Source organism: Thaumasiovibrio clandestinus, assembly GCF_047250365.1.
Taxonomy (GTDB): domain Bacteria; phylum Pseudomonadota; class Gammaproteobacteria; order Enterobacterales; family Vibrionaceae; genus Thaumasiovibrio.
Map to the genome: position 1 here is coordinate 444,102 of NZ_JBLBVL010000002.1, position 14,177 is coordinate 458,278.

The window sequence follows — 14,177 nt, forward strand, 5'->3', positions numbered from 1 at the left end:
TGATGCAAAATCAACAATAAAAAAGCCCTCCCATTTCTGGAAAGGCTTAGCGTCAATCCTATTGCTGTTAGTTATTCCGCTGTGTCTATTGTGGTGATTTCAACAGCAGTAACGCGTTGCAGTCCACGCGGCAGCATCGCTCCTCGTCGACCACGATCGCCACGGAAATTATCCAGATCGCTTGGTTTTAAGCCCAACTTACGCTTACCTGCATGCAGCGTTAACGTTGCCCCTTGAGGCAGAACAAACAAGTGAGATAACAACTCTTCGCGCGCCTTGGCTTTTGCCGTCGCGATATTGATGATCTTGTTACCCTTACCTTTACCTAACTGCGGCAAATCTTTCAGCGCAAACATAAGCATACGCCCTTCGTTAGTAATAGCGACAATCTGATCATTGTCTAGATCATTCACTAACTGAGGTGGCATTACTTCAGCATTTTCCGGTAGGGTCAGCAGTGCTTTACCACTCTTGTTCTTCGATACCATATCGGTACTTTTACAAATAAAGCCATAACCTGCATCGGACGCCATCAACCATAAGTGACTGTCTTCACTCATCATCACTTGGCGCACTGTACTACCCGGCGTTAAGTTCAGGCGTCCTGTAATCGGCTCTCCCTGACTCCGTGCCGACGGCAAGGTATGAGACTCTAATGCATAACTTCGTCCATCACTACCAAGGAAGATCGCCGGTTGATTACTCTTTCCTCGAGCATGATTAAGGTATCCATCGCCCGACTTATAATTCATCGCTTGTGGATCAACATCGTGACCTTTGGCGTGACGAATCCAACCTTTTTCTGACAACACCACAGTGATCGCTTCACTTGGCACTAAGTCGCGCTCTGACAAGGCTTTTGCTTCTGAACGCTCCACCAGTGGTGAGCGACGATCATCGCCGTATTTTTCTGCATCTGCGGCAATCTCTTTCTTCAGCAAAGTATTCATTCTGCGCTCTGAGCCTAACAACTTCTCCAACTTGTCACGCTCTTGGCTTAATTCATCCTGCTCGCCGCGGATCTTGATCTCTTCGAGCTTGGCCAATTGACGTAATTTGATCTCTAAGATCGCATCCGCCTGCTTCTCACTCAGACCAAATCGGGTCATGAATTCTGCTTTTGGATCATCCTCATTTCGAATGATCTCAATCACTTCATCGATATTAAGGTAAGCTGCCAGTAAGCCTTCCAAAATATGTAAACGTGCCAAGATCTTATCTAAGCGGTATTGTAGACGACGACGTACTGTTTCACGGCGGAACACCAACCACTCATTTAAGATGGTATCGAGCCCTTTCACTTGAGGGCGTCCATCTAAACCAAGCATATTGAGGTTAACGCGATAGCTCTTCTCTAGATCTGTCGATACAAACAGGTGATTCATCAGCTGTTCGCAGTCGACACGGTTAGAGCGCGGCACAATAACAATTCGGGTCGGGTTCTCATGATCAGACTCATCACGTAGATCGTCGACCATCGGTAGTTTCTTGTTACGCATCTGATTAGCGATCTGCTCAAGCAGTTTTGCGCCAGACACTTGGTGCGGCAGCGCGGTAATAACAATATCACCGTTCTCTTTACCCCACACTGCGCGCATTTTCACGCTACCTTTACCGGTACGGTAAAGCTTCTTGATATCCCCTTTCGAGGTAATGATTTCCGCTTCTGTTGGGTAATCCGGACCTTTGACGAACTCCATTAAACCATCGAGATCGGTTTTTGGGTTATCGATCAAGTGCACCATCGCATTGGCCACTTCACGCGCATTATGCGGTGGAATGTCAGTCGCCATACCAACGGCGATGCCAGTGACACCATTTAACAGAATGTGTGGCAGACGCGCTGGCAACGTTTTCGGCTCTTTCATCGTGCCATCAAAGTTTGGTTGCCAATCAACCGTACCTTGACCTAATTCACTCAGTAACACTTCCGAAAAACGGGATAAACGCGATTCGGTATAACGCATTGCGGCAAACGATTTTGGATCATCTGGCGCTCCCCAGTTACCTTGGCCATCCACCAACGGATAACGGTAAGAGAAAGGCTGAGCCATTAAGACCATTGCCTCATAACACGCCGAGTCCCCATGCGGGTGGTACTTACCGAGTACATCACCAACGGTACGGGCTGATTTCTTATACTTTGCTGTCGCCGACAACCCCAATTCAGACATCGCGTAGATGATGCGTCGCTGTACTGGCTTCAAGCCGTCGCCGATAAATGGCAAAGCACGATCCATGATTACATACATGGAATAATTAAGGTAAGCGTCTTCTGAGAAGCGGCCAATCGGCTGCTGTTCGACGCCGTCCATCGTAATATCAGTCATAATGTAACATCCGTTAAAACTGAAAACCGCTAGCAGTTGCTAGCGGAAAATTCTTATACTTCGGCAAGATCGCCTTTTTCTTGTAGCCAACCGCGACGATCTTCGGCGCGCTTTTTACCCAATAACATGTCCATCACCAGCTCATCTTGATTGTCTTCAGCGATGGTCAACTGCACTAAGCGACGTGTGTTTGGATCCATGGTCGTTTCACGCAGTTGCAGTGGGTTCATCTCACCCAAGCCTTTAAATCGTTGCACGTTGATCTTGGCACGCTTCTGACTAAGGCGGTCTAAGATCCCTTCTTTCTCGGCGTCATCAAGGGCATAAAAAACCTCTTTACCACAATCAATACGATACAGCGGTGGCATGGCAACAAAGACATGGCCATTGGCCACCAACGCTTTAAAGTGCTTATAAAACAGAGCACATAGCAGTGTGGCAATGTGTAGACCATCGGAGTCAGCATCGGCAAGAATACAAACTTTACCATAACGCAGTCCGCTAAGATCTTCAGAGTCAGGGTCGATACCTAGTGCGATAGAGATATTATGTACTTCATCGGATGCCAATACCTGATCAGCGGACACTTCCCATGTATTTAGGATCTTACCACGCAATGGCATGATGGCCTGAAACTCACGATCGCGTGCCTGCTTGGCACTACCGCCTGCCGAGTCACCCTCCACCAAGAACAGCTCAGTGCGGTTAAGATCTTGCATCGAACAATCGGTTAACTTACCTGGCAATGCTGGGCCAGAGGCCACTTTTTTACGCACCACTTTTTTCGCCGCACGCATACGACGGTGCGCATTGGAGATACAAAGCTCTGCTAACTGTTCTGCAATTTGTGGTTGCTCGTTGAGCCACAAACTGAAAGCATCTTTTACTACGCCTGACACGAATGCCGCACATTGACGCGAAGAGAGACGCTCTTTGGTCTGCCCTGCAAATTGTGGATCTTGCATTTTCACCGACAATACATATGCACAGCGCTCCCAAATATCATCCGCGGTAAGCTTTACACCCCGCGGTAATAAGTTACGGAATTCGCAGAACTCTTTCATCGCATCAAGGAGGCCTTGGCGCAGCCCATTAACATGGGTGCCACCTTGCGCAGTCGGGATCAAGTTGACGTAACTCTCGGTGATCATATCACCGCCTTCTGGTAACCAGATCACCGCCCAATCCGCCGCCTCAGACGCGCCAGAAAATACCCCGGTAAACGGGCGTTCAGGCAACAGTGGGTAGCCTTTTACGCTATCAGCAAGGTAGTCGTTCAAGCCATCTTCATAATGCCAACGGTAGACATCATCATTTACCTTATCGGTAAAGACAATTTCTAACCCTGGGCATAAAACAGCTTTCGCTTTTAAGACACTTTTTAAGCGAGAAACCGAAAATTTAGCGCTATCAAAATAGTGCGCTTCTGGCCAAAAATGTACACGTGTCCCTTTGGCGCGCTTGCCACAAGTGCCGATCACGTCTAACTCTGAGACTTTCTCTCCATGTTCAAAGGCAATCTGATACACCTGTCCATCACGCTTTACCGTCACTTCGACTCGTGTCGACAAGGCATTAACAACCGAAATTCCCACGCCATGAAGACCACCAGAAAACTGGTAGTTCTTGTTAGAGAATTTACCACCAGCATGCAATTTACACAGGATCAGCTCAACCCCTGACACTTTTTCCACTGGGTGGATATCTACGGGCATTCCTCGCCCATCATCCACCACTTCGAGGGATTGATCAGCGTGAAGGATCACTTCAACTTTTCTTGCATGACCAGCCAAGGCTTCATCGACACTATTATCAATGACTTCCTGACCTAGATGGTTCGGGCGCGTGGTATCGGTATACATACCTGGTCGGCGCTTTACAGGCTCTAGTCCATTTAAGACTTCAATGGCACCTGCATTATAAGTTTGCTCTGTCATATCAGGGAACGTCGTAAAAAATTTTCACAATAGTCAGTAACCCCCGCCTTGATGTCAAGCGAGAGCTGGAAATTGGCGATCACATTTGTGAGCCGTCTTCCCTCAGACCGGAATAAATTGGAATGCTTTTTGTGGTTTACAGACCCAAAAAGCGAATAATTTCGGAAGGATAACGCTCAAAACCAACAAAACTATGATCCCCATTGGGTTCCACCGTTTGTTGGCACGCAGCATATTTGCTTACCGCTTGTCGGTAATCAAGCACCTCGTCACCTTCTTGTTGCAGCAACCACAAGCGCTCGGTGTAATCTAAGTCTACCACATCTAGCGCTTTCAACTCATCGATATGCGCTGATGTTAAGGTATACACCTCTTGGGTGTAGGGATTAACCTGCTCTCCTAGGTAATCGACCAGCAACTCATAAGGCTTAACCGCAGGGTTTATCAGCACCGCAGGGATCCCATAACGCGCATTTAACCACGTCGACAGGTAGCCACCAAGTGAGCTGCCTACTAAGCCCACTTGATGCGTGGCTAATAGCGGACGGATAAGCGTGTCTAAGTACGTAGCCGCCGCCTGGGGGTAGCTGGGGAGCTGGGGGACCTCGAGTCGTATATCGGGACGGTGTGTTCGACACCAAGTCACCATGGTTTGTGCTTTCAATGACAATGGCGAACTATTAAAGCCATGAATATAGATAAGTAATGGCTGCATTAATAACCTGCACTATTAAAATCAGGTAAAAATGCTCGACCTGTTAACCGTTCAACCTGAGTCTCAATGTCACCATTCGCCCGCAATGTTAGCCAACGCCAACCCGGTGTGCGGTTATCGAGACCAAAATCTGTCGAGTCGGGCTTAAATTGAAAACAGGTCGAGGGCGTAGCTAGAACACGAATACCGTTTTTCAGTCGATCCATTTCTTGATGGATGTGACCACACAGGACCGCTTTCACCTGAGCATGTTGGCTCAACGTAGACCAAAAAGACGCAGCATTGTGCAATTTATGTTGATCCAGCCAACTGCTGCCAGCTTCAACAGAATGGTGATGTAATGAGATTAAAGCATGCCGTTGTGGGAATGCCGACAGCGTCTCCTCTAAAAAACGTAGCTGAGCATCATTTAACTCACCATGCGGCACCCCCTTCACTTGGCTATCAAGCATAATCAATTGCCAGTGTTCACCCAGCAAAACATGCTGGGCTGGTTCAATCGTAGGGGTAGGACAGACCGAGTGCATACTTGGCTTATAATCATGATTACCTGGCAACCAAAAGCAAGGAGATGTCCAGCGACTAATGCCGCGCACAAAGTGGGCATACGATGCAACGCTGTGATCCTGAGAGATATCACCTGTCGCCAATAACGCATCAAAAACAGGCGCTTGGGCATCAATCGCCTCAAGCACCGCTTTAAAGCTCTGGTTTGTTTTTACGCCCAACAGGCTGCCATCATCAGTAGCAAACAAGTGAGAGTCGGTCAGTTGCAGTAATACTGCGCTGTCTGAGTCCTTTGTAGGCAGAGAGAATGTCTGCAAAATTCGTAAAACCTTTTACTCTAATTTAACTTACAAATCGTTGACTTACTTAGTCCATGCCTAAGGCAGTGCTTCAACCAGTCACTGAGGAAGCCATTAACTTGATGTTTTTCATCTTTTTGATACATTCCTCGATTTGGATAATCATAGCGAGGCTTCAGTCGCGCTGTCTGTTGAGTAGCACACACTTCCGCTACTTTTGCATCATGATACAGCCTAACTGTGAACTGCGTTGCAGGTTGGCTTATTTGAGAATTTTGCTGCGTGATATTAACAAGGGTGGTGTACCTAGTCTGTTCTTGCACCGCAATCACATACACATCACCGCAAACATCATAACAACAACTGTCTTCTTCCCCGCGCGGAAGTAATGACACCAACTTGGCATAGTTAGTTTCATACATGCGCATAATGGCAGGAAAATCGACAACATAATTGCGACTCACGTTCAAACCTCACACCAGTTTTGCTGTAGGGACTGATAGTTTAACTGTAGCCACTGCAGCGCAATTATCGACGCCGCATTTTCAATTTCTCCATCAACCACCTTGGCGTAGGCATCCTCACGACTATATACATGGACGCGAATGTCTTCATTCTCGTCTTCTAAACCATGTACACCTTGTGCTTGACTACTGTCTGTAAGACCAACATAGAGCTCGATAGTCTCTGTACAACCACCAGAGCTAGGTAGATAACGCGTGACTCGTTGCAAGGTATTGATGCTTAACCCAGCCTCTTCGTATGCTTCACGCTTTGCAACCTCGCTCTCTACCTCACCCTCTTCAGTGATCCCAGCGACAATCTCTAACTGCCACGGCTGACATTCACCCAGATGAGCACCAATCCGAAACTGCTCGACCAGCACGACTTCATCTCGTACCGGATCATAAGGCAACAGCGCCACCGCATGGCCTCGTTCAAACACTTCCCGCTCGAACGGCTGACTCCAACCACCAAGAAATAATTTGTGTTGTAAACGATAACGAATCATTTTAAAAAAGCCTTGAAAGACCGTCTCTTGGCCTAGCAGCTTCACATCGTGTTTGTCAAAACCCTTGCTCATCGTCAACCACCTGCATGAATACAATAACAGAAGCGATACCTTCACTTAGGGTAACACATCCCGTTCTATCAACAAATGTCATAAACTTTAAATAAATTGTGACATAGCACAAAGATGACATGCCGCTGACGTAAAGATATGTAATGATCAGTTTCAAGAAAGCTAGAATGCTGTAAACTAAACGATTCATTGCTAGTATTATTTATTACTTTTTTATTCACCGATACTCATCAAGGACAGCATCCATGAAGAAATTATTGCCTCTCGTCATCAGTCTCTCGCTCGGTGGCGTAAGTCATATTGCTCTTGCTGACGATATCGCAACAATTTATCAGCAAGCAAAGAATAACGACCCTCAACTGCTTTCCGCTGCTGCAACAAAGGATGCTGCCTTCGAAGCTATCACCAGCTCGCGAAGCGTGCTATTACCACAAATCAACCTCGCTGGTGGTTACAATATTACGCGTAGTAACGAAGATTTTCGTGAAAACAATGCGCTTTCTGCGGGCGTTGAATTAAATCAACAAGTTTACAACCGTAGTAGCTGGTTGAATTTAGACATTGCTGAAATGACAGCTCGTCAAGCTGATGCTGCGTTTGCTGCCACTCAACAAGCGCTGATTTTACGTGTCTCTGTGGCCTATTTTGATGTGCTGCGCTCTGTCGATAACTTAACGTTTGTTCGCGCAGAAAAAGCAGCCGTGGGTCGCCAACTTGAGCAGACTCAGCAGCGCTTTGAAGTCGGCCTATCTGCGATAACGGATGTGCACGACGCACAAGCCCAATACGACTCGGTACTTGCAAACGAAATCTTGGCTGAAAATCAGCTAGTCAATAACTATGAAGCATTACGGGAAATCACCGGCCAAGAGCATCGTACACTGGATATTCTTGATACAAAACGCTTCAGTGCTGGTAGCCCGAAACAAAACATCGCTACACTGCTAGACACAGCGCAGCAAGAGAACCTAAGCTTGCTCGCCTCACGAATTTCGCAAGATATCTCACGCACCCAGATCTCATTGGCAGAAGATTCTCGCTTACCTGTCGTTAACTTTAAAGCCGGCTATACCCTTGCGGACATCAACAATAAAGCGTCAGCCGATCTCGATTATAATGATCTTAGCGCTGGACTAAACGTCAGCATGCCACTCTACACGAGTGGTAATATCAATTCGCAAGTGAAACAAGCGCAATACAACTATGTTGCCACTAGCCAAGATCTGGAGCAGAGTTACCGTGCGGTCGTTCGCGATGTGCGAGCATTCTACAACAACATTAACGCGAGCATCGGCAGCCTACGCGCTTATGAACAAACCGTTATCTCTGCACGTTCTGCATTAGAAGCGACCGAAGCAGGATTCGATGTCGGGACCCGTACCATCGTTGATGTACTCGACTCAACACGTCGCCTCTTTGATGCCAACCGTAACCTGGCGAATGCCCGTTACGACTACATCATCAGCACCCTGCAGTTAAAACAAGCAGTGGGTACATTGAGCGAGCAAGATATCCTGGATATTAACGCGGGTTTAATTAACGCCAAATAGCTCTTCACCGCAAAAACAGCATTAAAAAAGCACCTTTCGGTGCTTTTTTGGCTCTGGTCTAGGGCTTCTTCAAGCCCACAACTCACTCAAGAGGCGCTTAGCCTTTGCCGCTACGGATCGCCTGAATGATTTCGGTCGTTGAGCAACCGTCTTCAAAGTTAAGCACCTGCACAGCACCACCCGCTGCTACAACCTCTTTTCCACCCGCGATCTCTTCCGGTTTATAGTCACCACCCTTCACCAATAGGCTTGGCAAGACTTCACCAATCAAACGCTGCGGTGTCTCTTCGCTAAACGGTACCACCCAATCAACGCTACCTAGCCCTGCAAGTACCGCCATACGGCGATCCACTGGGTTGACTGGTCGCCCTGGGCCTTTGAGCATTTTAACGGACTCATCCGTGTTTACCGCCACAATCAATCGATCGCCCAACTTGGCAGCTTCATTGAGGTATGACACGTGCCCGGCATGCAAAATATCAAAGCAGCCATTGGTCATCACCACCGTTTCGCCGCGCTTACGCGCTTCTGCCACCGCCACTTTTAGTGCTGACTCGGCAATCACACCAAAGCCGGTTTCTTGTGTGCCATGTACCGCTTCTGCAAGCTCAATCGTAGACACTGTCGAGGTACCCAGCTTCCCGACAACCACACCTGCTGCTGCATTTGCTAGCACACACGCATGCTCATACGATTTTCCGGCTGCCAACGAAGCCGCAAGCACAGAAATCACCGTATCGCCGGCACCCGTTACATCAAAGACTTCTTGTGCTTGTGTTGGCAAGTGGAATGGTTCGGCATTGCGGCGAATCAGTGTCATGCCATGCTCTGAACGCGTTACGAGCAGAGCCTCGAAATCAAATTTGTCCAGTAAGGTTAAACCTTTCTCTACAATGTCTTCATCGCCAGTGGTTTTACCTACTACGGCTTCAAACTCAGACAGATTCGGCGTTAAGAGTGTTGCACCACGGTAGCGCTCAAAGTCCGTTCCCTTTGGATCAATCAACACCGCGACATTCGCTGCGCGAGCCGCCGCAATCATCTCACGGACGTGTTCTAGTGCGCCTTTTGCATAATCAGAAAGGATCATGACTTTGGTTTCATTCAAACCCGCCATTACAGGAGGAAGCACCTTCTCCTGTGCCACGTCATGAAAGCCTTCTTCGAAATCAAGGCGGATCAATTGCTGACCACGGCTCATCACACGCAGTTTGGTAATGGTGGGATAATCTGGCAACTTAACAAAATCGCACTCGACCTTAAGCGACGCCAGTGTTTCAGTCAGTGCCTTCGCGGCTTCATCTTCACCCGTTAAACCAATAAGTTGCGCCCGACCACCCAGTGCGGCAATATTCATGGCAACGTTTGCTGCCCCCCCTGGACGCTCTTCAATTTGATCGACCTTAACCACCGGAACTGGGGCTTCTGGCGAAATACGGCCTGTCGGGCCGGTCCAGTAACGATCCAGCATCACGTCACCGACAACTAATACATTGGCTTGATCATAATCAGGCAGGGTAAGTTTCATCTTTCTCTCCGCGGGGTACAGGAAACAGGGCGAGTGTATCATAACCAAAGGCGAGCAACAGCTACCAATCATGGCGAAAACCTTTACAATACAGTCAGAGATCAACTTATAAAACGACCAGTTCTGCCCATGAACAAATATTCTTCACCGCAATTTCGCCTAGCCCTACTCCATCCTCGCTTTTGGCTTGTCTGGTTTGGCATGGGACTCATGTATCTCATCTCTTGGCTGCCTTATCGTGTGCTGTTCCAGCTTGGACGTGGTCTCGGTCATCTAATGATGAAGCTGATGCCAAAGCGGTTACATATTGTGAGGCGAAACCTTGCACTCTGCTTTCCCGAGCTCAGTGAAGAAGAGCGCGAAGCATTGGTTATTGAGAACATCGAATCTTCTGGCTTGGCGTTGATTGAAACGTGTATTGCATGGTTTTGGCCAGAGTGGCGCATGCGCAAGCTGGTTGAGATAGAGGGGATGGAAGAGGTTGAGGCTATCATGCAGCAAGGACAAGGCGTACTGGTACTGGGTTACCACAACCTAAACCTTGAGGTCTGCGCTCGCGCTATGGGCATGGTTACGCCAGGCTATGGCGTATACCGACCTAACAACAATCCCGCCTTTGATTACATCCAATACCGTGGACGCGCAAGGTCGAATAAAGGGCTTATCCATAAAAAGAATGTTAAGGGAATGATTCAAACCCTCAAAGATGGTCAAGCTCTATGGTACATGCCTGATCATGATTATGGCGCACGCCGCTCGGTCTTTGTTCCCTATTTCGCCGTGCCAGATGCTTGTACGACAACAGGAACAGCGATTCTCGCCGATGCCAGCCATGCCGCCGTGATCGGTTTCAGCTTTCATCGCCGCGCCGATAATCGCGGTTATGTCGCCAAAGTCTCCCCGGTTGAGGATGTCCCTTACGGTGATGCAGAGGCTATCGCCGCGACGGCTAACCGGGTGATTGAGCAAGCGATTCGTCTGGCGCCAGGTGAATACATGTGGCTTCACCGCCGCTTCAAAACCCGCCCAGAAGGTCAGCCGAGCTTATATGGCGATAAAGACCCGCGTTATAAAGGTTAACCAACGATTTTCCACTCTCCCTTCTGGTCGAGGAGGGAGAGCGTATCTGACGACGAACACGAAGTGGCGACTCACACCTCAAGCATCACTCAGCAAACAGCCGTTGCCATAGCGCCGTTACCACCTCGCGTTGCGAACTAAAGGCCTGTTCATCCACATCCGCCTCTTTTCCCATGAGATTTAAGCGGTGTATCTCATTTCGCATCGCGGTATAAGCCTGCGTGACTGCGTGTGCCTCGGTCACCGATAAAACATCACATTGTGCCAGCAGTTCAAAAAGACGGACATTGTCAGACCAGCGTGTTAATACCTTTAGCTCTGCAGCATGATTTAAAACAAGGTACTGGGCAATAAACTCAATATCGGTGATCCCACCGCTATCTTGTTTCAACATAAAGCGTCCCGCTTTTTTATTGCCTAAGTGAGCGCGCATTTTCTCACGCATTTTAACCACATCAAGCCGCAACTGGGCCGTTTGACGCGGTAAGCACAACACCTTTTTACGCGCTTGAGCAAACCCATCGACCAGTTGGTCATCACCATATATCACGCGTGCACGCACCAATGCTTGATGCTCCCACGTCCATGCTTCTTGGCACTGATACACCTCAAAGGCTTCCAACGTGCTAACCAGTAACCCTGACGCACCTGATGGCCTCAAACGGGTATCAATTTCGTATAACACCCCTGTCGCTGTGCGCGTAGAGAAAAGGTGCACAATACGTTGCGCGAGACGTGCATAAAACTGCCGGCTATCTATCTGTTTTTCACCATCCGTCATATCATTTGCGGGACAATCGGTTAAGAACACAATGTCTAAGTCAGAGTTATAGCCCAACTCCCAACCACCAACCTTGCCATAGCCCACCACGGCAAATCCACGTCCCCCACGCTCGCGTAAGTAACTTGGTTGACCAAACTTACTGCTCATTTGGAACCAAGCCTGACTAATGACCGCTTCTACTATCGCCTCAGCCAAATAGGTTAAGTGATCGCTGACCTGCATCACTGGCAACACACCGGCAATATCAGCCGCAGCAATTCGCAGCAACTGCGCCTGCTTAAACTGACGGATCCCTTCCATTTGTTGCTCCATATCCTCTTCAGGAATACGCGCTAAGTACTCGCGCAACTCATCACGGTATTGAGCGAGCGGGATAGGATGATAGAGTTGGTGCGGGTCTAAGAGTGCATCAAGCAGAATTGGATAACGGGCAAGTTGCTCGGCAATCATGGTGCTAGCGGCACATAAACGTACCAGTTGATATTGCGCATTCGGGTGTTCAGCCAACAACTCTAAGTAGGTCGTGCGGGTAGCTATACTGACCAATAAATTAAGGATGCGTGGCAACACCACTCCCGCATCCTCGTGCGGCAATAGATGACTTAGCAGCGTTGGCATCAAACGATTTAATACTTCTCGCCCACGCTGGCCTAAGGTTCGCTTCGCTAACTCAGCTTTAAAACCAAGTAACGCACGGCTGAGCTCGTTTGGGTGAGCAAAGTTATGTTCATCAAATATGCTTAATAATACGGTTTCATCACGCGCCATGTCCCACACTTCTTGGAAATGCGCCGCGACTGGGCTAGCACTCTCTTGCTCTTCATCGCCAATCAGGTCATCAAACACCCGGTGTATCGCCGCCATGTGAGAGTCAATCGCACATTGAAGGGCATCCCAATCCAAATAACCGGACGCATAAGCAAGTCGATCTCGATCTAACTCACCCTGCGGCAAGGTTTGCGTCTGCGCATCATTTATCGCTTGCAGTAAGTTTTCTATACGACGCAACAACAAATAGCCGTCACGCAAAACCGCGACATCTTGTTGAGGCAACAGCCCGTTATCGTCGATGGCTTTTAATGTTTCCAACAACCCACGGCCACGCAGCTGTGGTGTACGTCCACCGCGGATCAGTTGGAAAGACTGCGCAATAAACTCCACTTCACGAATGCCGCCCGGCCCCAGCTTAATATTGTTTTGTAATCCTCGGCGACGAACCTCGCTGCTAATCATGGCTTTCATGCGACGCAATGATTGAATCGCACTAAAATCAATATAGCGACGAAAAACAAATGGGCGCAGCATCTGACGTAGCTCTTGGTAACGCGCGAAGCTTTCTCTTCCCATCACCCGCGCCTTGAGCATGGCGTAACGCTCCCAATCTCGTCCTTGTTCTTGATAATAGTCTTCCAGCGCAGAATAGCTCATCACTAACGGGCCACTATCACCAAAAGGACGCAAACGCATATCCACACGATAGCAAAAACCATCAAAGGTTTGTTGATCAAGGGCTTTAATGAGACGTTGCCCTAAACGGGTAAAAAACTGTGCGTTTGCGATCGAGCGTCGAGCCCCAACGGTTTCGCCGTTATCTGGGTAGGTGAAGATGAGATCAATATCCGATGAAAAATTTAATTCACCTCCTCCCAGCTTCCCCATACCGAGCACCAACATCGGCTGCGCTTCTCCTGCCGCATTGGTTGGCGTACCCCACTCCAAACAACTGCGCTGATATAACCAGTGATATGCTTCCATGATCAGCGCTTCAGCCAGCTCTGATAAGCGACTTAAACTGATGGTTAACGCCTGTTGCGATAAAAAATCATGCCCAGCCAGTAATACCATCTCTTGACGTCTAAACTGACGCAGTACAGCCATCAGTCCCGCCTCATCATGAATGCCATGTAATCGTTGCGCTAACCGGGTGCGATAACAACGGGCTTTCCCCGGTTGCTGTTCAGGAAGAAAGTACCAAGTGACCATCTCTGGATGCTGGATCATGCTCTCGGCAATAAAATCACTACAAGCAAACAGAGCCAGTAATGTCTGATGCTGCTCATCACTTAACGCATCTAACACCCCAGAGTGTTGAGCGGCAAGACGCTCAATATGACGCATCCCGGCTTCATTTAATCGTGAAGGTAATTTCATTTCATCTTCCTAACTATACGGCAGTAAGCGCTTGTATCCCGGTAAATTAAGAACAAGGCATCCAGAAAGTAACACCTTCATCCTCATTATGAATCACTTCACCGTCTTACTGTGTCGTCCTTTGAATGCCGTTGCCAATAACAGCAGACAGCGAGAATATGTTTTATAGTAAACAGTAGTTTAACCTTTTATAGCGATGATAAAACAATCAA

General features: G+C 48.3%; 10 protein-coding genes. 2 read left to right on the forward strand and 8 right to left on the reverse strand.

Annotated features, from left to right (window positions below; genetic code table 11):
- Positions 1 to 71: 71 nt before the first annotated feature.
- The 6 genes from parC to nudF form a co-directional block, all read right to left on the reverse strand.
- On the reverse strand, positions 72 to 2,330 hold the full coding sequence (parC, locus tag ACKLNH_RS05130) for a DNA topoisomerase IV subunit A (RefSeq protein WP_413111165.1): 2,259 nt from the start codon (positions 2,328 to 2,330) through the stop codon (positions 72 to 74).
- A 53-nt stretch (positions 2,331 to 2,383) separates the two neighbouring features.
- Positions 2,384 to 4,267 carry a DNA topoisomerase IV subunit B gene (gene parE / locus ACKLNH_RS05135; protein ID WP_413111166.1) on the reverse strand — a complete coding sequence of 628 codons (1,884 nt, stop codon included), beginning with the start codon at positions 4,265 to 4,267 and terminating at the stop codon, positions 2,384 to 2,386.
- A gap of 136 nt (positions 4,268 to 4,403) precedes the next feature.
- Positions 4,404 to 4,982: an esterase YqiA gene (yqiA, locus tag ACKLNH_RS05140; RefSeq protein WP_413111167.1), complete on the reverse strand. Its 579-nt coding sequence runs from the start codon at positions 4,980 to 4,982 to the stop codon at positions 4,404 to 4,406.
- Positions 4,982 to 5,806, reverse strand: a complete 825-nt coding sequence (cpdA, locus tag ACKLNH_RS05145; RefSeq protein ID WP_413111168.1) for a 3',5'-cyclic-AMP phosphodiesterase — start codon at positions 5,804 to 5,806, stop codon at positions 4,982 to 4,984. The genes yqiA and cpdA overlap by 1 nt, the downstream gene beginning before the upstream one ends.
- 20 nt (positions 5,807 to 5,826) lie before the next feature.
- Positions 5,827 to 6,216, reverse strand: coding sequence for a DUF1249 domain-containing protein (locus ACKLNH_RS05150; RefSeq protein ID WP_413111265.1), 390 nt, complete (start codon positions 6,214 to 6,216; stop codon positions 5,827 to 5,829).
- 38 nt (positions 6,217 to 6,254) lie between these two features.
- Positions 6,255 to 6,872, reverse strand: coding sequence for an ADP-ribose diphosphatase (gene nudF / locus ACKLNH_RS05155; RefSeq protein WP_413111169.1), 618 nt, complete (start codon positions 6,870 to 6,872; stop codon positions 6,255 to 6,257).
- 245 nt (positions 6,873 to 7,117) lie between these two features.
- Between nudF and tolC the strand changes: the two genes are divergently transcribed.
- The gene (gene tolC / locus ACKLNH_RS05160; RefSeq protein WP_413111170.1) at positions 7,118 to 8,422 is read left to right on the forward strand and encodes an outer membrane channel protein TolC; all 1,305 of its coding nucleotides are present in this window, start codon (positions 7,118 to 7,120) and stop codon (positions 8,420 to 8,422) included.
- 97 nt (positions 8,423 to 8,519) lie between these two features.
- Here tolC and hldE read toward each other — a convergent pair whose 3' ends face one another.
- Positions 8,520 to 9,950: a bifunctional D-glycero-beta-D-manno-heptose-7-phosphate kinase/D-glycero-beta-D-manno-heptose 1-phosphate adenylyltransferase HldE gene (gene hldE / locus ACKLNH_RS05165; protein ID WP_413111171.1), complete on the reverse strand. Its 1,431-nt coding sequence runs from the start codon at positions 9,948 to 9,950 to the stop codon at positions 8,520 to 8,522.
- 129 nt (positions 9,951 to 10,079) lie between these two features.
- Here hldE and lpxL point away from each other — a divergent pair, with 129 nt between their 5' ends.
- Positions 10,080 to 11,030, forward strand: a complete 951-nt coding sequence (lpxL, locus tag ACKLNH_RS05170; protein WP_413111172.1) for an LpxL/LpxP family Kdo(2)-lipid IV(A) lauroyl/palmitoleoyl acyltransferase — start codon at positions 10,080 to 10,082, stop codon at positions 11,028 to 11,030.
- A gap of 85 nt (positions 11,031 to 11,115) precedes the next feature.
- Here the strand turns inward: lpxL and glnE are convergent, their stop codons facing one another.
- A complete protein-coding gene (glnE, locus tag ACKLNH_RS05175) occupies positions 11,116 to 13,965 on the reverse strand; it encodes a bifunctional [glutamate--ammonia ligase]-adenylyl-L-tyrosine phosphorylase/[glutamate--ammonia-ligase] adenylyltransferase (RefSeq protein ID WP_413111173.1) in 2,850 nt (949 codons plus the stop codon).
- Positions 13,966 to 14,177: the final 212 nt, after the last annotated feature.